This window comes from Chitinimonas lacunae, from assembly GCF_042650885.1.
Lineage (GTDB): Bacteria > Pseudomonadota > Gammaproteobacteria > Burkholderiales > Chitinimonadaceae > Chitinimonas_A > Chitinimonas_A lacunae.
This window is the reverse complement of sequence record NZ_JBHSBU010000001.1, coordinates 1,934,056-1,953,635: the sequence shown is the minus strand read 5'-3', so window position 1 is coordinate 1,953,635 and position 19,580 is coordinate 1,934,056. Positions and strand designations below refer to the sequence as shown.

The following is a 19,580-nucleotide window of genomic DNA, read 5'->3' as shown; positions in this document are numbered from 1 at the left end:
AGTCCCTTAGGGTGCGCGGGCACTTACTTGGCGTCCGAGTCGCGCCTGGTGGAACGGAGCCGGACGCCTTGAAGAAGCGCGATCGCTGACTCGCCGGCCGGCCTCACAACTGATAGCGCAATTGCAGATACCAACTGCGCCCAGCCATCGGCAAATCCTGCGGAATCAGGCCCGGCGCGACGCTTGGCTCGCGGATGGCTTCATCAAAGGCATTGCGCAGCGACGCCACCACATCCCATTTGCCCTTGCCGCGCTCGCTGCGCACGGTGAAATCGGCGCTGGTGTAGTCGGCGGTGGCCGGGCGCAGGTCGCCTGCTACCCGTTTGCGGTCGGCGATATGGGTCAGTTGGCCCGAGAACTGCCAGCCTTGGCTGATGCGCCAGTCGAGCCGGCCGTACAGCTCATGGTGCGGCGCGTGGCCGGCATCCCGGTGGGTGGCCTTGTCGGTCGAGCGCTGGTAGGCGTAGTTGGCGACGAGGCGCAGATCGCGGGAGATATCCCAGCCGAAATCGAACTCGGCCCCGCGCCCGCTCTGCCGGCCGATATTGAAATAGGTCGAACCGGTACCGGGCACCGGGTTGGGGATCAGCCGGATGATGTCCTCCATGTCGTAATGGAAGAAATTGAGGTTGAGCATCAACTCCTTGCGCGGTTGCCAGGAAAAGGCCAATTCGGTGGTCTTGATGGTTTCCGGCCGCAGATTGGGATTGCCGCGCGTGACCGGATTATTGATGCTGTGCTGCTCGTTGAAAGCCGGTGCCCGGAAGGCACGGCCGTAGAGCAGCTTGACGGTCAGGTCGTAGGCCGCATCCCACACCACGGCAAAGCGTGGATTGGTGGTGTTGCCGAAGTCGGAATAGTGGTCGCGCCGCACGCCGCCCGTCACGGTCCAGTCTTTGCCGAGCCGCCATTCATCCTGGATATAGACGTAATCGAGCTTGCGCCGATGCGGCAGCACATAGGGCGCGGTGTGGCTGAAGTCGAGTAGCTGGCCTGTCGGCACCGGCACGCCGCTTGGGCTGAAGCTGAAGTTTTTCAGCTCGCTGGTGCGGTAGAGATTCAGGTCGTCATGGCCCAGCCCCACTCGCAGGCTGTGGTTGGCCAGGCCGTTGTAGGTGGCGTAGCCCGACAGCCGAAGTTGTCGCTCCCAGCGATTGGGCGAGCCCAGCATGCCGACCGGGAAGGTGCCGGTAGGAAAGCGTGTCCCCGGCGGGAATAGCTGTAGCGTCGGCGTAAACAGCTCTTTGTAGTGCAGGGTGGCCAAGGTGATCCCGGCACCCCAATGTTGGCTCAGTTGCGGGTTGATCCAGGACAGATCGGTGTTGATCCGCTGACTCTTGCCGCGTCCGACCGGATCGAGCGCCGAGGCGGCGCCGGCGCCGGCGCCCACCTCGTCGCGCAGCTTGTAGCCCAGCCGCAGTCGCCAGTGGGACATGGCAAGATCGACGCCGGCATCGATGGCATCGCGCCCGGTGGAGACCGGCCCCGGTGCCAGGGAAGCCCGGGTGCCGAGCAGGGTGTCGTTACGGGTCTGGGCATCGGCGGCCACGGTTTCATGCTGACCGTCGCTGCGGCCCAGCCGCACAAAGGCGGCCAGATCGAGCGGCCCGAGCCGGCCGCCGTGCTGTACCCAGCCATCCCAGCTATCGAACGAACCGCCGCGCAGGCCGAATTCGGTGCCCTGTAGGTCGCTGGCGCCTTTGGTGATGATATTGATCACGCCCGAATAGGCATCAGCCCCATAAAGCGCCGAGCCTGGGCCACGGATGATTTCGATCCGGGCAATATGCTCGATGCCCAGTCCACCCCAGATATTCCCCTTATTGCCGGTAAAGGTGGTGGTCATCGGAATGCCGTTCTGCAATAGCAGGGTCTGCGGCCCGACCTGGCTATAGCTGCCCCGGATTACATAGATCGGCGAATAGAGGCTGGCCGCCCGGCTGACGTGAATGCCCGGCACGGTTTCCAGCACTTCATCGAGTTCGGTGGCGCCCATCGCGGCGATATCGGCGGCGGTAATCACCGTGGCCACCGCCGGCGCGCGGCGCAGGGTCTGTTGACTACCGGTGGCGAGGCTGATGGTGGTCTTGTCGCCATAGGCCAGCGCCAATTCTTCTTCTTCCAGCTCCGCCGCGCCCAAACTGCCGCTCCAGATCAGGATCAGCATGGCGCACAGCGGCCGGTAGTGCAGGGTCTGCATGACGGTTCTCCAGGAATGCCTGAAACCGGTCGGTAAGCGGGCTGATCGGCTTTGTACCCGATGATCCGGCCAGCCACTGCCCAACGGCCGGAAGCTGCTCCACGCGGGACTGTTTCAACTTAGACCATTGCTATCTGCTTGGCGTGGTCATGCAAACCAAACAAACCAAACCTACGCACCCATGGTCTACGGCGGTCCTGGTGTTACCAGTCGCAGCAGGCGTCAATAAGTGCGCTGGAAACAGTAGGGAGGTTATCCCGTCGCGCGCAGAGCAATGACGCATCGTGGATCACCAGTGAGAGGAACTGAAGAGCGCTCGGGAGAGACCGTGTGGCAAGGTGAAGCAGTTGTCGAGTGGGGAGATAAAAAGCCTGCAATACTGATGCGGTCTCCTATTACATCCATGCAGTGTGACGAATCGAGCTGCCTCGATAATTAGGAGGCTCGGTTTTTGAAGGTAAAAAGAACAGGTGTCCGTGTCTTTCAGGGGTCTCTGCAAAACCTATCGTGTCCGGCCCGGTTAATTACTGGGCTTTTGGGTTGCTGCAAAATTAATTCGGGCTGGGAATTAAATCCCGGGATGGGGTGTGCTGTGTGCTAAATATTTATGCCATACATCTGCAAGATATTTCGCGGCACAAAGCGATAAAAGAACAAGTTGAGACATAAAATGCCGGTGGGTTAGATCAAGGCGTGGGGCAGGTTGCAGCCATGGTTCATAACAGGCTCCAGGAAAAGGATCGTGTGCAATGGATTTGTTTAAGGAAGTAATGATCTGGAAACGTACTGGGGAAACCTCTGCGGTGAGATATTCTTGCCTCCAGGATATGCTGACAGGCAAGTATGCCATTCAGAGTGCAGATTTTTTTAGATTGCCGATAGAGGGCGAACAATTTCGCATATTCGAACGGCAATTTGTTGAGTTGCTCCTTGATGTATCGCCTCGGGATCGTTGCATGTGGTTTGAATCGCCCGAAGAAGCCATCACTGCACATGATCATGATTTTTCTGTTGATACGAAAAACAAACCCATCCAAGCATAAGCGGAAAGTCTGCATTCATTGCAGGATTTGCAGTAAATCTCCGGCGAGGAATCTTTGCTGAACAGTTTTTTTGGAGGATTTGGGGCTGCTAAAAAATTCTGTGCAATAAGCCTGACGAGACCTACAAGCCGCAGCAAATCAAGCGCTCAGAAATCTGCCGAGAAGTGGCAAGATATTTTTGTTGGCGACGTTTAATGAGACTCGTCGTAGTTTTCCCAACGCCGGATCGCCACCCCTTCGTAATGTACCGCCTCACAGGCCACAGGCAGGAAGGTGCCCTCGGCCCGTTCCAGCCCTTCGAGATAACAGGGGGCCATGCCGGCCAGAAAGGTTGGGATGCGGAATGCCTGGTATTCGCGTACCGAAAATCCCAGATCGGCCATGATGGCCGCGTAGACGGCGGCGTAATTGATCTTGAGTTGCGGTCGCTCGGCCACCAGCAGCTTTTCCACTGCAAATGCCAGCCGCAGATGGGGGCCTTGTTCAAGCCCGAGCCGCTCGACCAGGGCCAATAGCCAGGGAATCCGTTCATCGTGCGAATTGATCGGTCGGCCATAGCCAGACAGATGGCGCCGGCGTCGTTCGGTTTCGACCAGTACGGCCAGGCTGGCGCCCTGCTCCAGCGCTGCCTGGGTGCGCAGGAAGAAATCGAGCGCGCGGGCGCCGGCCTGGCCGCCGTAGACGGTGGCGTCGGATACCGCCATCGCAGCGGGCAGCGCCAAGGCGGCGCTGCTGCGGCATGAGCCGGCCAGCTCGGCCACCCGGTTATTCCACAGGCGGGCATCCGGATAGCTCGTATAGACCCACAGCGCATGAAGCAGCTCGACCTGTTGCGGACTGGGCTGACGGCCGGTAATCCCGAACACATAAAGCGCCATCCAATCGAGCTGACCGAGTTCGGCGTGCAGATCGTGTCCGCGAAACAGCGCATGGCTGCCCGGAAATGCCGCGCCCATCCGGGTGCGCAGCCGGCCGGCGGCGTCGGCCAGTCGTTGCGGGCCGGGTTTCATCGCAACACTCCTTGAGGACCGCCAAGGTCGATCGGGTAGAAAGGAAAACGCTTGAAGCCATACGCGGTCTGCTCGAGCGCATGGGCAGCGGCGCCGGGCAGGCGCAGCAGCAGATAGAGCATTTCCGACTGGGCCGGCGTGCAGCCAAGGTCGGCAAATGCCGCTGCCGCCAGGCCCGCCAGCGATAGTGGCAGTCCCGCCGCTTCCTCCAGTGCAGTGAGTTCCACGGCGAGCCAAGGCAGGTGCGGCCCCGGGCTTAAGGTGGCGCAGCAGCTCAGCGCCTGCCGCACGGTAGTCGGGGTGGTGGCGCCATTGGGGTCGAAGCCCGGTGGATGTTCCAGCGCCGGCCAGGTATTGGCCTCTTCGGGCTCGGGTGTCGCCATTGCCGCGCGCCAGGCCGCCAGATCGGTGCCGCAGCGCTGCCACCACTGCCGCGCCACCATCACTTCATGCGCCCCGCCCGTGCCGCCGGCGCCCACGGCCAGGGCGGCAATCAGGCTGGCGGCGGCGGTGGAGCCGCCCACCCCGCCGCACATGGCAGCGTGGATGGACGGGTCGCGCGGCCCGGGATTGGCCAGCGCCAGCGCCAGCGCTTCCAACAGTGCCGCCTGCTGCGGGTCGGGCCGCTCGCCCTGGAACAGCAGATACAGCATCTCCACCCAGCGTGCCCGCCCCAGCATCTCGCCAAATACATCGTAGCCATGACAGTAGGCCACCCGGGCCGCGAAGGGATTGTCCGGTTCGGGCTGCTCCAGCCAGATTCGGGTATGCAGGGTGTCGTCGCGACTCATGACGCGATCCTCCTGAGGGTTTGGGCGTCTGTGCCGTTCGCTCGATAGAAAATCGGGGAATTGTTTATTTGATGAAATTATCGGCTATGTGTCTTGCAGAGGATTTGCAAGAAATTTTCTATTTGCCTGTTCCCAGCGTTTTCATCCGCAGATTCATCGGCGGCACCTCTTCGCCATCGATTCGCACATCAAGCAAGGTCGGGCCATCGCGGCGCAGGATGGCCTGCCAGTCGAGCAGCTCGAAATCATGCGGTGAGCGCAGGATATGGCCGGGAATGCCGAGCGATTCGGCCTGGAGCTGGAAATCGACCCGAGGCAGTTGCCAGCAGATCTGTTCGGCCCCGGCCAGGCGCTGGCCGTGCTTGACCATGCCCAGCGCCCCGTCGTTGAGGATGACAAAGATCAGATTGAGCTGCTCTTCGGCGGCGACGGTGATTTCCTGGCCGTTCATCAGATAGCTGCCGTCGCCGGTGAGGCAGACTACCGGGCAGTCGCGATTGCCCCGGGCGATACCGATGGCGGCGCCGATGGCCCAGCCCATCGGGGCGAAATCCATGATGACGCGCAGCCAGCCGCCGTTGAAATGGCGTCGTTCCTCCAGCGGTGGCAGGTCGTGGTGCTCGCGGCGGCGGTCGTGGTGTTGCAGATAATGGATGGCCCAGGCGGTGCTGTTGCCGGCATCGGCCACATAGCGTGTGCTGGGCGGCAGGTAGCGGGTCAGCTCGTACATCAGCCGCTGCGGCTTCAGTGGGGTGGCGTTGCAGCGGTATTTGTCCGGTTCGCGCAGCATCTCGATCGGTCGCACCTCGGGCGCAACCGGCGGGGGTGGCGGCAGATGGCCCGCTTTGAGCAGTTCGAGCAGGCGCTGGAATACCGTGCTGATGCGACCGCGCACATGGAGTTTGGCCATCGGCGAGCGCATCAGATGCTCTTCGGACTCGTCGATATGGATCAGCTTGTCGTTCAGCACCGTCTCGCACCAGGCAGCGCTGACCCATTCGCCAAGGCTGGTGCCGATGGCCAGTACCAGTTCGGGTTCGTCGAGCAGCACGGCATTGGCGGTGTAGTGGCCGGCAAAGCCGAACACGCCGTAGTAGAGCCGATGGGCCGGATTGATAAACCCCTTGCCATCGGGGGTGGTGACAAAGCGGGCGCCGAACAGCTCGGCCAATTCGAGAATGCTGTCGATCGCCTCGCCACAGCCGCCGCCGACTACGATCGCCAGCCGCTTGGTCGAGCGCAGCAGCTCGGCCAGTTCGCGCACGGCCGCCTCGTCGACCAGTGAGGGACGGTAGAGCAGGGTGCTGAGGTCATAGCTAGGGCCGGTCTGCTTGAGCGGCATGCGCAGAATATCGACCGGGACCGACAAATGGACCGGCCCGCGTGTCTGGGTCGCCCGCATCAGGGCATTGACCAGCTTGCCTTCGGCCTGGTCGCGGTGCGACAACAGCGAGTTGTAGCGCGTGCAATGGCGGAACATGCCTACTGTATTGATGCCGGTGCAGGCCGATTCCTGTAGGGCGCGTTTGCCAAACGACGGCAGCGAGGGCTGACCGGTGATGGCCAGTAGCGGCACGCTGTTGTCGAAAGCGCAGGCGACGCCGGTGATCAGATTGGTGGCGCCCGGGCCGGACGTGGCGATGCAGACGCCGATCTTGCCGGTTTCGCGGGCGTAGCCATCGGCCATAAAGGCGGCGCCGTTCTCATGGCGGGCGACCACGGGCTTGGGGCCACGGCCTTGGCGCATGGCGCGGGCCATGGCGTTATAGAGGGGTTCAATGGCGCCGCCCGGTACACCGAATACATAAGCGATGCCCAGGGCATCGAGGTAATCGATGAACAGATCGGCGACTTCGTAGACGGGCGTTGGGGGAGGGGTCTGATGCGGCATCATCATCCTTTCAAGCAGGAAGGTGGCCGGCAACAAGCGCGGTCGGCTTCATTATAGAAACCCCCTATCGGCCGCAAGTCCGGCGGACGGATGGTCGTATCGGGGCAAATTCGCCCTAAACTGGCGGTAAACCTCTTCCAACAATGCAGAACGCGATTTGAGCGACGCTCCCACCCTCTTCCTCTACTGTCGAACCGGATTGCGACTGGCCTTGGGCGGACTGTGCTGTGTCCTGCTGATGGCTGGCGCGTCGGCGGCCGGTATTGCGGTGGTCTATCCCGATATGGCCGAGCCGGCCCGCAGTGTGTTTGCCAAGATCCTGAGCGGCATCGAGGCCCAGGCGGGCAAGTTGCCGAGTTATCAGGTCGGCAGTGGCTTCAATGCCCAGGATTTTGCCGCCGAGATTCGCCGCCAGGAGGTCAAGGTGGTGATCGCGCTGGGCCGCAATGGCCTCAAGGCGGCAGCGGGTCTGGACCCGGCGGTGCGGCTGGTGGTGGGCGGGGTGGTGTCGGCGCCGCCCGAGGCCGATGCGCGTGGGGCGGCGGTGTATAGCCTGGCGCCCGATCCGGCGCTGCTGTTTCAGCGGCTCAAGCGCTTTATTCCCGCCGCGCGCCGGGTGTTCGTGGTCTACGATCCAAGGCAGAACGACTGGCTGTTCCGGCAGGCCCAGGATAAGGCGCGCAGCCAGGGCCTGGAGCTGGTCGGCCGCGAGGCGGCCGATCTGCGAGGGGCGGTGCAGCACTATCAGGCCATCCTGGCCGGTGCCGATGGCAAGACCGATAGCCTGTGGCTGATGCAGGACTCGACCACAGTGGACGAGGCCACCGTCCTGCCGCTGGTGCTACAGGAAGCCTGGGAGCGCAGCCTGCCGTTCTTCTCGTCGAGCGTGGCCCATGTCAAGCGCGGCGCCCTGTTTTCCCTGTTTCCCAATAATGTCGAGCTGGGGCGGAGCCTGGCCCAGAATGCCCAGGCCGGTATCGGTACGGCTGTGCGCGCCGGTGTCGTCCCGCTCAAGGAGGTACTGGTGGCGGTCAATGTCCGAACGGCCGGGCACCTGGGTATTCAGCTCGACGCCAAACAGCAGTTCGACCTGGTCTTCCCGGAGCCCTGAGATGCCCGCCCGGCTGCTCGCCTATGCTTCGCTGCCCGGCCGGAGATGGCTGCAACGTCAGTCGTTCCGCCGCCAGCTCAGTATCGGCGTGACGCTGGGCACGATGCTGCTGGCGCTGGCGACTTCACTGGCCTGCACCTGGCAGGCAAGCCGCCAGATTGAGACCAGCCTGCTGGGTCAGGGATTGCGCGTTACCGAGGCGATGGCCTCGCAATCGAATCTGGCCCTGGTTTACGGCTCGGCCGACAACGCCCTGGCGGCGGTCAAGACCACGCTGTCCTTTCCCGATGTGACCCAGGTCACGCTGCGTCTGCCCGATGGCAAGGTATTGCTGAGCCAGGGCCAGGCGGCCGATGCCAACGATGCCCGGCCCCCCTCGCCGCAGCTGCGCCAGCCCGTGCTGAGCCATGAAACGGCGCGCGCCTGGCATTTCGTGGCGCCCGTGCTGTCGCAGCCGACCGCCCTGGAACTCGAAGGCGAAACCCCGCCGCAGCAGCTGCTCGGTTTTGTCCAGGTGGTGCAGAGCAAGGACACGCTGCGTCGGATGGTGGTCGATGTGTTCACCATCAATCTGGCGATTTCCTTTCTGTTTGCCTTTGTGTTCGTGCTGGGCATCCGCTACCTGTCCCGTCGGCTGACCCGACCGCTGACCGATCTGGCCCGGGTGATGGCCGAGGCCGAGCGCGGTCAGCGCGGCGTGCAGGCGCGCTTGAGCGGTTCGAGCGAAATCGCCGGCATGGCCAAAGCCTTCAACCGGATGATGGCCGCGCTGGACGAGCGCGAGCAGGCGCTCGAAGAGAGTCGGCGTCACTATCGCGAGGTGATCGAAACGGTCAAGGAAGTGATCTTCCAGAGCGATGCGCTCGGCCGCTGGCAGTTTCTCAACCCGGCCTGGACCGATATCACCGGTTTTGCGGTCGAGGCGTCACTTGGGCAGCCGATCAGCGACTATCTGCATGGCGAAGATCTGGCGGTGTTCAGCGACTGCCTACAGCAACTGGAAAGCCACCAGACCGGGGCGACCCAGTGCGAACTGCGGCTGCGGCGGGCCGATGGCCGGCTGGTCTGGCTCGAGGTGCGGCAGCGCAGCTTGTTCTCGGAATATGGGGAATACCTGGGGACCAGCGGCATCCTCAACGATATCAGCGAGCGCAAGCGGGCCGAGGCCGAGCTGGCCGAACATCAGGCCCATCTGGAGGATCTGATCGAATCGCGCACCGAGGCGCTCGCCAATGCCAACCGTGATCTGGAGGCATTCAGCTATTCGGTCTCGCACGATCTGCGCGCGCCGCTGCGGCGGATCAACGGCTTCAGCCATCTGCTCGAAGAGGACTACGCCAACCAGTTCGACGAAACGGCCCGGATGTATCTGAGCCGTATCCGCTCGGGCATTGCCAGCATGGACGAGCTGATCGAGGCGCTGTTGAGTCTGGGCCGCATCACCCGCGCCCATCTCGATCGGGCCGAAGTCGATCTGTCGGTGATCGTGCGCACCATCATCGAGGAATTCCAGCACGCCGAACCTGAACGCGATGCGGTATTTCGCATCTCGCCCACCACTCCGGTCTATGCCGACCCGGCCTTGATGCGGGTGGTGCTGCAAAACCTGCTCGGCAATGCCTGGAAATACAGCGCCAAGAAGCCGCAGACCCGGATCGAATTCGGTACCGCCCTGTGCCAGGGCCGCCATGCCCACTATGTGCGCGATAACGGCGCCGGTTTCGATATGGCTTATGCGGCCCAATTGTTCGGGGTGTTCCAGCGACTCCATCAACATAGCGATTTCGAGGGAACGGGGATCGGACTTGCCACGGTGCAACGGGTGATCCATCGCCACGGCGGCGAAATCTGGGCCGAAGCCGTTCCGGGCGAAGGGGCCACCTTCTTCTTTACCTTGGGCGGGCAGCATGAACCGTAGGCCCGTTCAAGCGACGCAGTAAATTTCCTGCTTTATTTTCCTGCTCGCACCGCTTCGAGCATGGGGCTGGAGGGGGACGCTGGGTGTCCTTTGCCCGGGATTCGGAGCTGTATTGCAGAGGATGGAGTTATAGAAAATATTGTGCATAACCTTTGCAAGACAAAAAGGCATCTATAAAAGAAAATAAAATTTTTCTTGAAATGCTTATTGGCAGGCTCTTCCCTCCAGCAACTGCTGTCAATGGCCTTCGCTTGAAGACTATCCTTTTTCAATTGACGGTTATTTATTGGATATTTCCATGGACTGCACCGCAATGTCCGTCGGTCCGAAACCCCTTTCCCCGGCTTGACTTTTCATTGAGTGCGACCTTTGCACAATTGCTGCGATGGGCTGGGATTCGCGGCTTGATCAGCTAGGTTTAGACGGATCGGGGCGGGCACTTTTCCGGCCGCTTCGTGGTGTTAACCGTGGCGATTTTGGCCCGGCGGCGTCCGGGCCAGCATTTTCTGGGGGTAAGCGTATGAACAAGTCTGCCTGCCTGTTGTTGGTGTTATTGCAGGCTGTGGCGTTGGCAGAGGAGTCGCCGGCCAGCGATTTCCGGATCAGCGGGTTTGGCACGCTCAATCTGTCACGCCACGATTCCGAACATGCGACCTTGCGTACGGCGGCGCAGCAGGCCAATGGGGTTTCGGACAAATGGTCGTTCAAGAACGATACGGTATTGGGGGTGCAGACCCGTTACCGGCCGCGCGAGAATCTCGATTTCACCTTGCAGCTGCTGTCGCGCCACAACCATAAGAACAACTTCGACCCGCAGGTCGATTGGGCGTATGTGGCCTGGCGGGCCACCCCGGCCCTATCGCTGCGGGCCGGCCGCTTTATCACGCCGATGCTGATGGCGTCGGACTATCGCAACGTCAATTACAGCAATCCGTGGATCAGGCCGCCGCTTGAGGTGTATGGCCTGTTGACCCTCAACAATGTGGACGGGATCGACGCGATCTATAAGGGGGTGATGGGCGGGATGTCCTATGTGGTGCAGCCGTTCATGGGCAAGTTCGAGCTGCACATCAACAATAACGGCATCGTCAATTACCACCGGATGGCAGGGATCAACTTCACCCTGCAGGGCGAAGAGACGCTGTTCCGGGTGGCGTATATGGACAGCACCCATTCGCTGGAAAACCAGTTCGGCGTCTTCAACGTCAACCGTTCGCAGATCAATGCCCCAGGCTGCGGCGGCGGCCCGCCCGGACCACCGATGCCGGGCGTGCCGGTGATTCCGGGGCCGGGCTGTGAAGTGGTCTACCCGGGTTATACCGAGGTGGCCAACCGGCTCGACGTCGATCGTAAGCGCTTTGATGTGTTCACCGTGGGCGGCAGCTACGACAATGGCAGTCTGCTGCTCCAGGCCGAATATGTGAAGCGGATGACCGGCTCGCAGGTCGCATCGGCCGATGCCTGGTATGTGGGGGCGGGTTATCGCTTCGGTAATTTCCTGCCGTATGCCATCGTGTCGCGGCATAAATCCGATACCGATCAATATATCCTGGCGCCGGCCCCGGCCTTCTCCAGCCGGCCGCCGCTGGTGCTGCGCAATTCCTCGACCGACCAGTCGAGCGTCTCGCTCGGTCTGCGGTATGACCTGCGCAAGAATGTGGCGCTGAAATTCCAGTACGACTGGCTCAAGCCCGAACCCGGCCGATATGGCGGCACGTTCGGCAACGGCAATCTGTTCCCCATCGTTCCGCCACCGCAAGGCAAGTTCCTGTCCGAATACGGGACGGTCCATGTTGCGGCGTTTTCGGTCGATTTCGTGTTCTGAGCGGGGGAAGCGGAAATGGCAAATGTATCGGAAAAGCGCCACGCCAGCCGCCTGGGCCTGAGTCTGCTGCTGGGCTTGATCTGTCTTGCCCCGGCTTGGGCGGCCGATTGGGTGGTGGTCGCCGACAGCAAGACCAAGGTAGCCTCGCTCAGCGCCGAGCAGTTATCGAATATCTACTTGGGCAAGATTGCCGAAGTGTCCGGCTCGGGTCTGGTGGTGCCGCTCGATCAGGTGGAAACCAGCCAGTTGTTCAGCGACTTCCACGGCGCAGTCACCAAGAAGAACATGAACCAGCTCAGCGCCTACTGGGCCAAGATGATGTTCAACGGTAAAGGCGAGCCGCCTAAGCGGGTGGCGGGCAGCGATGAAGTCAAAAAGCTGCTCAAGGGTAATCCGGCGATGATCGGCTATATCGAAAAGGCCAAGGTTGACGGCTCGCTCAAGGTGCTCTACACGCCGGACTGAGCAGGTGCCCATCAACACGCCGCGTTGGATAACGCGGCGTGTTACTTCCCATCGAACCTGTCCGGACCGATAGCGCCACGCCTGCCACAAGTCGCGGTAAATCCCGGCGCTGTCCGGGCGTCACTCCTTAGAGCCGTTTACGGATCGGCTCGAATTCCGGCGTCGCCTGCCGGGGCACCGGGTCGGGCTGGTGCTTGTCGATGGCTTCCCAATAGCGCCACGGCACGGCGCCCGAACCCAGCTCGTAGTCCATTGCATCCCAACTGTCTTCGCGGAAGCTGTAGAACGCCCAGTGCAGCTTTTCCCGATCGAGCGTGGTCAGCACATCCTCCAGGTAGGTTTTGCAGCCCGGCAGGCGGCGGATGCAGCCGAATTCGCCGGCCACCATCCGCTGCATCGGCACCCCGACCCGGCGTGCCCAGTCAAGCGGCTGGCGCAGATAGCTGGCGACCCGCTTGGCGTCCCAATACTCGCTGCCGGCACCGAACGGCACCTTGCCCGGATAGTTGTAGGGCTTGGCCCGCTTGAGATTGGGCGCGCTGGTGGCAGCATAGGGTTCGTACATATGAAAGCTGTACAGCACTCGCTGGTCATCGAGTGGGGCGGGCCAGTAGACAAAGGCATCGGCCGCCCCGTACCAGCCCGAATCGACCATGATGGGCGTATGCTGATCGACTTCGCGCACGGCAGCGATCAACTGCCGATAGAAGGCCGGCAGATCGCGCGCCCCGCCTTTTTGCCGGGCATACCAGGCTTGCAGCGCGGCGGGGGCGGCGTGTTCGTCCACGCCGGCCTGCCGCTCCGGTGCCGGTTCATTGATCAGGTTATAGGCGGCGATGGCCGGGTGGTCCTTGAGTTCGGCCGCCAGATCGCGCCAGAAACGCGCGGCGGCCTGCCAGCGTTGCCTGTCCTGCCATAGCCTATCGTCCACCCGGCCGCCGTTGTTTTGCCGCCAGCGTAGAAAAGGCAGCGACAGCGGGGTCAGCACCACCTTGAGTCCGGCCGCCTGGGCGCGGTCCAGCGTGGCCTTGAGGGTGCGCAGATCGTCGGCTTCCAGACCGCGATAATGGTCGGCGTCGCCCAGCAGATAGTCGCGTCGGGCCGGTTTCCACTTGTCGTAGCTCAGTCGCACCCAACTGGCGCCGTAGGCCTTGAGCGCGTCGAAATAAGGCTGATCGGGCGGCAGACGGTTGAAGCTGTTGCCGCCATGGCGGGGTTGATCCCAGAAGCTGATCAGGTCAGCGGCACTGGCAGTACTGCCCAGTGCCAGCAGCGCGGCCAGGAGGCCGCCTTGCAGGCTGGCGGCAAGGCGGGGGCGATCGAGAGGATATTTCATGCAGGTCATTCTCCGTGCCCCGGACGGGGCGGGGCCGCTTCGGCAAATCGGCCGACGTAGAGTTCCCGAAGCCGATGGTCATAGGCAAACCCGGCGGGATTTGTATAATAGGGCTTACACTTTATACCCTATCATTAGCCGGGCGCAGGAGAGAGACGATGAGACGACCGTTGCTGATCAAGCCAGGCCATACGGCCGAGGAATTCCGCGCCCTGGCCCATGTGGAACGCGACCCACGGGTACGCTGCCGTCTGCTGGCACTGGGCTATGTGGCACAGGGCCATTCGGCCAATGAGGCCGACGGGCTGTTTGGCCTGAGCGGCGTGCAGTTGCGGATGTGGATCAAGCGCTACAACGAATTCGGCCTTGAAGGACTGGTCGACCGCCCGCGCCCGGGTAAACCGAACCGACTGACGGCCGAGCAGCGCCGTGCCTTTCTGGCCAAGGTCGAGGCCGGACCGCCGGCTGAGCTGGGCGTGAGCACCTGGCGAGGTGAAGACCTGTGCCGCTTGCTCAAGGAGGAATTCGGGGTGGAATACTCGCTGTCAGGTGTCTACGCGCTGCTTAATCGACTGAAGCAGTCGCCGGCGACAGATGGCTGAGCAGGAAAAGCCAAGCGGGAGCGGCGTCGGCCGCTCCCGCTTTTTTTGTGGCGAGACTTTTCAGCTCGCGTTCCACGAGGGCGACAGGGCAGCAGGCACGGACGCAAACGGTACCTTGTATGGTCTTGGTGCGAATTTCTGCAAAAGGAAAATTTTAGGAAAAGTACCTACTAGGCAGAGGCATGTATAGAAATAAAAAGACACTATTTATGCCTCTTCTCTATCGTCCTCCTCAACCCCGCGCCGCCCGCCGGGCAGCCTTGGCCTGATTGACGGCCTCCTGCGCCGCCAGCCGGTCGCCTTGCTGGGCGGCCAAGACTTCGGCTTCGCTGATCGGGGTGAAGCGGTCGTGGAATTCCTGGGCCGGCCGCACCCACACGCCCGGGGTGAACGGCCACAGATGCTCATAGACCACCACGGCGCTCTGGTCCTCGCTGTGACGGGCGTCGGCGATAAAACGGTAGAGGCCGCCATCGGTATGACGGAAATAGCGTGCTGTGCTCATTGTGGGATTCCTGAAAAATCAGCAGATGAAAAACGTCGGGCCGGCCGTGGCGCTACCACCAACTGCCGGGCGGCCGGCTGACGCCAAGCTTGTGCCACAGCGCGCGGGCGTCGTGGACGCTGAGGCCGGGTTTTTCCTCGGCCGCCACGGCCAGCACTGCTTCGGCAAAGCGCTCGGGGGTGAAGGACTGGCCGCTGCGTGGCAGCAATAGCTGGAACTGGGACAGGTAGATCTGAAGCAATCGACGCCAGCCATGCGCGGTCACTGCCGGTGCCGAGTCGGTCGGCAGCAGCACCGCCACCTGATGAAACGGCAGCCGGATCAATTGCGGCATCGCCTCGGCCGCATAGAAATGCTGGAAGGCCGACATTTGGGTCAGCGGCCCGACCGGACAGACCAGAAACAGCCGCCGCGCCCCGGCCGAGGCCAATACCTGGGCCAGGGGCGCCACCTCGTGCTGGTTCAGCATATGGGCCGCCCGGTCGCGTGCCGAATGGAGCCGGCTGCCGCCGACCAGCAAAAAGGCGTCCTGCACGGGCGGCGGTGGCGCGAGCGTCAGGGTTTCATGGTCGAGCCGACCCGCCACACACCAGTCGGCGACGGCCCGATGGGCGCTGACCAGGGTTTGTCGGGTCAGGACATGGAGCTTGCCGTAGCGCTCGGAAGCAACGAGCGCATTGAGCAGCGCCTCGCCGACCCGGCCCACCGCTCCCGCCACCACCGCCTCGGGCGGTGCCAGCGGTGGGCGGAAACGCTCGTCGTCCAGCATCAACGCAGCCGCGGCAGCATGGCGTAGATCGGTTGCAGCACGCTGGCGCCTAGTTTGCGGCTGCGTTCGCCGTTCCAGCCGTATTCGAGGTCGGGGAAGGCGGCGTTGTCCTTGAACGGCATCTCGATGGTGTAGGCAAGGCAGTCAAAGCGTTGGCCGACCCAGTTGGTGGCCAGCGTCATATTGGCCTGACCCGCTTCATCGCGCTCATAGCCCTGTTCGGTCTGGAAATCGGGCGTGGTGGCCAGCCAGGCGGCCTTGAAGGCTTCTTCGAGCGCGTAGAGACGGTCGGTATAGCCGGGATTGCCTTCGCAACCGGCCACGAAGTTGTAGGGGATGGATTCGTCGCCATGGGCATCGAGGAACAGATCGACGCCGACTTCCTCCATCTTGTTGCGCACCCACAGCACTTCGGGACTGCGCTCGGCGCTTGGGTTCTGCCATTCGCGGTTGAGGTTGGCGCCGGCGGCGTTGGTGCGCAGATTGCCGCGCACGGCGCCGTCGGGGTTCATATGCGGCACGACATAGAACACGCAACGGCCAAGCAGCGAGCGCGACAGGCTGTCGTCGCCGTCGAGCAGCCGCTCAAGGAAGCCTTCGACAAACCATTCGGCCATGGTTTCGCCCGGATGCTGGCGGGCGATCAGCCAGACCTTGCGGCGCTGCTCGATGGGCAGCTCGGCTTCGGGGTCGGTGATCTTGAGCAGGGTCATATCGCGGCCATCGAGCGTCAGGCCCAGGTGTTCGACTTCGACCAGGTCGGATTCGGTGGCAAACCCGATCAGGTCGAGATGGCGCTCGTAGTGATAAGGCTCGAAATAGGCGAAATAAACGCTTTGCGCCATCGGGGTGAACTGGATCGTCATGACCTGACCGTCATAGCTGGTCGGCACGCGGAACCAGTGTTGCCGGTCGTAGCTGGCGACGGCGCGGTAGTCAACCCAGCCCTCGGGATAAGCCGACTGTCCGGCATTCAGGAAACGCATGGTGAGCGGTAGACCTGCTGCGCCTTGCAGGCGGAAATGAAACCATTGTGCGAATTCTGAGGCGTTGTCAGGCCGGAGACGCAGTTGGATGTCGCGATGGTCTTCCAGGCTGACCAGCTCGATGCTGCCAGCGTCAAAAGCGGTGCTCAGGGTAAGTCGGGTCATTGTTTTTCCTCTGCGCCCTCGGGTTGGGCGCGTTCGTCGTACAGGCGATCGGCCAGCCGTTCGATCTGCTCGCGCGCTACCAGCGCGGCAAGCCAGTCGGCTGGCAGGCCGCTGCGGCCGTGGTGGGCGCCGGCCAACTGGCCGCAGACGGCGGCGGTGGTGTCGGCGTCGTCGCCCAGATTGGCGGCAGCCAGGGTGGCTGCCGCGAAGTCTTCGCCATGGAAAAAGCACCATAGCGCTGCTTGCAGCGAGTCGATCACATAGCCCGAGCCGGACAGTGCCGCATAGGGCAGTTCGATCCAGTCGGCACGGGCAAGTGCGGCAACTGCTGGGGTGTGGGCCTGATAGCCGTGGTCGCGTACCACGGCGTGGCGGTCGGCGCCGGCCAGTGCCAGGTGGAGCTGGGCTGCCAGCAATCCCGTGGCGTCGAGCGCTTCGGCCGCGCCGTGGGTGGTGCGGGCGCTGTCGACGGCGTAGCGCATCAGCGCTGCCGGGCGGTCGAAGTAGTACATCGGAACCGGCGCCAGCCGCATGATACAGCCGTTGCCGGCGCTGCTGGGATTGCTGCTGCCAGCAAACGGTTCGCCATCGGCTTCATAACGGGCCAGCGCCCGGGCGATGGTCATACCGATATCGAAACATTCGCCGGTGCTGCTCAGATAACCGTGGCGCCACCAGTTCACATAGCGATTCATCTGGTCAACCGGATGAAAACCCTGCCGTTCCAACAGACTATGGGCCAGACACAGCGCCATCGAGGTGTCGTCGGTCCAGGCACCGATGGGCAAGGCGAACGGACCGCCGCCACGCAGTCCACGCAACGGTTCGAAACTGCCGCGCGGCATGAATTCGACACTGGTGCCTAGCGCATCGCCAAGCGCCAGCCCCAGCAGGCAACCCTGGAAACGGTCGCGCAGGAAGAGAGGGGGTGTGGACATAACGGTCGGGGTATCGAATAGGAATCCGGCAGAACGCCGTGGGCGAAGCTTAACAGGCGGCTTGCCGAGCTGGACAATGGAAATACTCAATGGAAAATTTCAGGAAAACAGTGTGCATTGTCTAGTGCGGTATATATTCAAAAATAAAAACTAATCGGGCGCAAAGGTCAGATCGATCACCCGACGCTTCGATAGATGCAAACGGTTGGCGATGTCCTGGTGATATTTGTTGAACAGCTGCTGCATCAGGCCACTGCGCCGTGCCTGGGCCAGGGCGGCTTCCAGCACAGGCTTGAGCGGTGCCTGGTTGCGGTGCAGATAGAAATAGAAGTCGGTGTGATAGTCGAGCAGCAGATGCGGCTCGATCTCCAGCTCGGGATGACGGTGCGCCTCACCCAACACTTCGACCGCCCCACGCGGGAAATAGTCGATGCCGCGCTGGCGTGAGGCAACCAGCCGATAAATCTGGGTCCAGTCACCGGGATGCTCGTTAAACGGCAGATGATTGGCCTGCCAGATTCGCGTATCCACCCAACCTGCCCCCAAGCCCGCCACCACGCCCAAGGCGCGAAAATCATCGAGGGTCTGGACTTTGGCATAGATCGGCGCATTGCCCGGCGGAATCAGCAGCACACGCTGACCGATCAGCCCGAAAGTCAGCGGTTCATTGACCCGGGCATGACGCTGATCGCGTTCACGACTGGGCAGCAGCCATAGCAGGCTGACCTTCCCTTGCTCCAGTGCCAGATACTGCCGCTTGTGCCGAGGCAAGGGGACCTGCTCTATCTGAACCCGATGACCGGCCTGGCGCAGTGCCGTATCGAGCAGCTCCTGAAAATACAGATGCCTGCCGTCCTCAAAAGTCGGCAGGCGTAGATGAATGACCTCGGCAGCGGCGCTAAGGCTGAGGCAGAGCCAAAGCAGCAGGGCTGACCAGACAGAACGACGAAACGAGCGGATCGACGCGTGCATGGCTGAGCGGGCAGGGAACATCCTGCACCGATGGGGGAAGACGTGATGACTTGACTATAGCAAGCCTGTCTTGGGGGAAGGAAAGGACAGGGAGGGCAAGGTGAGGAGGCGGTAAAGCTGCTTGCTGGCCTCCTCGGCCGTTGCGCTGCGAAACGATGCGGGCGTTCAGAGGTACCGCGCTCCGAAGCTGGGATCAGGCGGCGGGCTTGCGGGCGCTGTGGATGGCGACGATGCCAAGGGAGAGGCGTTCGAATGCCACCTCGGTAAAGCCGAGCTGGGTCATTTCAGTGGCCAGGGCTTCGGCTGTCGGAAAGTCCCGGATGCCTTGCAGCAGATAGCGATAGGCCGAGGCATCACCACCGGTGGCCAGCCAGCCAAGTGCAGGCATGCAAATGGACATATAGCGCAGATAGGCGCGGTGCAGCAGACCGATGCGGATATTCGAGGCTTCGAGCACGATCAGCCGGCCACCGGGCTTGAGGATACGCAGGGCTTCCCGCAGTACCCGTTGTCGGTCGCAGATCTTGAGAACCAGGGAGAGGGAATAGGCGTCGACACTGTTGTCGGCGATGGAGGACATGTTTTCAGCATCGAGCTGGCACAGCTTGACCGTCTCGGCAAACCGGTCGAGCCGCCGTTCGGCGATAGCCAGCATCTTGGGGCTGATATCGGCCGCGATCATCGTGCGGCCCTGGGCAGAGAGGATGGGCAACAGCCGCAGGATGATGTCGCCTGTGCCGGTGGCGCCGTCGATCAGGGTATTCCAGGGTTCGCTGGCGATGCGTTGGGCGACCCGTCGCTTCCACAGGCGATGGATGCCGCAGCTGAACATATCGCACAACAGGTCATAGCGTGAGGCGATACGTCCGAAGACATCATCCTTTTCCCAGGCATATTCAGCGGCATTCGAAGGTGAGGTATTGAAGGACATCAGTAAGATTCGTGAAAATTTTATGCATTATGCGTGAATTTTATTTGAAAAATCAAATATTTATGCTTGAGATGGGCTTTGTGCTTGGGTGTCCGCACCCTTTGCCGGACATACATAAAATA

Annotated in this window: 17 protein-coding genes; 6 read left to right on the top strand and 11 right to left on the bottom strand. The window is 62.1% G+C overall.

Annotated features, from left to right (window positions below):
• Positions 1-103: 103 nt before the first annotated feature.
• A complete protein-coding gene (locus ACFOW7_RS07940) occupies positions 104-2,200 on the bottom strand; it encodes a TonB-dependent receptor plug domain-containing protein (RefSeq protein ID WP_378162882.1) in 2,097 nt (698 codons plus the stop codon).
• A 749-nt stretch (positions 2,201-2,949) separates the two neighbouring features.
• Here ACFOW7_RS07940 and ACFOW7_RS07935 point away from each other — a divergent pair.
• Positions 2,950-3,243, top strand: a complete 294-nt coding sequence (locus tag ACFOW7_RS07935) for a hypothetical protein (protein ID WP_378162880.1) — start codon at positions 2,950-2,952, stop codon at positions 3,241-3,243.
• 191 nt (positions 3,244-3,434) lie between these two features.
• On the opposite strand, the gene ACFOW7_RS07930 is transcribed toward ACFOW7_RS07935, so the two are convergent.
• The 3 genes from ACFOW7_RS07930 to ACFOW7_RS07920 all read right to left on the bottom strand — a co-directional run bounded on the left by ACFOW7_RS07930 (position 3,435) and on the right by ACFOW7_RS07920 (position 6,971).
• Entirely contained in the window at positions 3,435-4,253 is an 819-nt protein-coding gene (locus ACFOW7_RS07930; RefSeq protein ID WP_378162878.1) for a hypothetical protein, read from the bottom strand.
• On the bottom strand, positions 4,250-5,044 hold the full coding sequence (locus ACFOW7_RS07925) for a hypothetical protein (RefSeq protein ID WP_378162876.1): 795 nt from the start codon (positions 5,042-5,044) through the stop codon (positions 4,250-4,252). The genes ACFOW7_RS07930 and ACFOW7_RS07925 overlap by 4 nt, the downstream gene beginning before the upstream one ends.
• A 118-nt stretch (positions 5,045-5,162) precedes the next feature.
• Entirely contained in the window at positions 5,163-6,971 is a 1,809-nt protein-coding gene (locus tag ACFOW7_RS07920) for a thiamine pyrophosphate-binding protein (RefSeq protein WP_378162874.1), read from the bottom strand.
• Positions 6,972-7,092: 121 nt separating this feature from the next.
• On the opposite strand from ACFOW7_RS07920, the gene ACFOW7_RS07915 reads away from it, so the two are divergent.
• The 4 genes from ACFOW7_RS07915 (at position 7,093) to ACFOW7_RS07900 (ending at position 12,254) form a co-directional block, all read left to right on the top strand.
• Positions 7,093-8,046 (top strand): ABC transporter substrate-binding protein, encoded by a 954-nt coding sequence (locus ACFOW7_RS07915; protein ID WP_378162872.1) that lies wholly within the window; start codon positions 7,093-7,095, stop codon positions 8,044-8,046.
• Between the two features lies 1 nt (position 8,047).
• Entirely contained in the window at positions 8,048-9,964 is a 1,917-nt protein-coding gene (locus ACFOW7_RS07910; RefSeq protein WP_378162870.1) for a sensor histidine kinase, read from the top strand.
• A gap of 520 nt (positions 9,965-10,484) precedes the next feature.
• Positions 10,485-11,789 carry a porin gene (locus ACFOW7_RS07905; RefSeq protein WP_378162868.1) on the top strand — a complete coding sequence of 435 codons (1,305 nt, stop codon included), beginning with the start codon at positions 10,485-10,487 and terminating at the stop codon, positions 11,787-11,789.
• Between the two features lie 15 nt (positions 11,790-11,804).
• Positions 11,805-12,254, top strand: coding sequence for a hypothetical protein (locus tag ACFOW7_RS07900; RefSeq protein WP_378162866.1), 450 nt, complete (start codon positions 11,805-11,807; stop codon positions 12,252-12,254).
• A gap of 127 nt (positions 12,255-12,381) precedes the next feature.
• Here ACFOW7_RS07900 and ACFOW7_RS07895 read toward each other — a convergent pair whose 3' ends face one another.
• Complete coding sequence (locus tag ACFOW7_RS07895; protein WP_378162864.1) at positions 12,382-13,590, bottom strand: glycoside hydrolase family 5 protein; 1,209 nt, start codon at positions 13,588-13,590, stop codon at positions 12,382-12,384.
• 158 nt (positions 13,591-13,748) lie between these two features.
• Between ACFOW7_RS07895 and ACFOW7_RS07890 the strand changes: the two genes are divergently transcribed.
• Positions 13,749-14,192, top strand: coding sequence for a helix-turn-helix domain-containing protein (locus ACFOW7_RS07890; protein ID WP_378162862.1), 444 nt, complete (start codon positions 13,749-13,751; stop codon positions 14,190-14,192).
• A gap of 232 nt (positions 14,193-14,424) precedes the next feature.
• Here ACFOW7_RS07890 and ACFOW7_RS07885 read toward each other — a convergent pair whose 3' ends face one another.
• The 6 genes from ACFOW7_RS07885 to ACFOW7_RS07860 form a co-directional block, all read right to left on the bottom strand.
• The gene (locus ACFOW7_RS07885) at positions 14,425-14,697 is read right to left on the bottom strand and encodes a DUF1653 domain-containing protein (protein ID WP_378162860.1); all 273 of its coding nucleotides are present in this window, start codon (positions 14,695-14,697) and stop codon (positions 14,425-14,427) included.
• Between the two features lie 52 nt (positions 14,698-14,749).
• Positions 14,750-15,466, bottom strand: coding sequence for a hypothetical protein (locus ACFOW7_RS07880; RefSeq protein WP_378162858.1), 717 nt, complete (start codon positions 15,464-15,466; stop codon positions 14,750-14,752).
• A complete protein-coding gene (locus ACFOW7_RS07875) occupies positions 15,466-16,617 on the bottom strand; it encodes a M14 family metallopeptidase (protein ID WP_378162856.1) in 1,152 nt (383 codons plus the stop codon). Before ACFOW7_RS07875 ends, ACFOW7_RS07880 begins: the two co-directional genes overlap by 1 nt.
• Complete coding sequence (locus ACFOW7_RS07870; protein WP_378162854.1) at positions 16,614-17,555, bottom strand: ADP-ribosylglycohydrolase family protein; 942 nt, start codon at positions 17,553-17,555, stop codon at positions 16,614-16,616. The genes ACFOW7_RS07875 and ACFOW7_RS07870 overlap by 4 nt, the downstream gene beginning before the upstream one ends.
• Positions 17,556-17,705: 150 nt before the next feature.
• Entirely contained in the window at positions 17,706-18,326 is a 621-nt protein-coding gene (locus tag ACFOW7_RS07865; RefSeq protein ID WP_378162852.1) for a hypothetical protein, read from the bottom strand.
• Positions 18,327-18,720: 394 nt separating this feature from the next.
• Positions 18,721-19,458: a ubiquinone/menaquinone biosynthesis methyltransferase gene (locus tag ACFOW7_RS07860; RefSeq protein WP_378162850.1), complete on the bottom strand. Its 738-nt coding sequence runs from the start codon at positions 19,456-19,458 to the stop codon at positions 18,721-18,723.
• Positions 19,459-19,580: the final 122 nt, after the last annotated feature.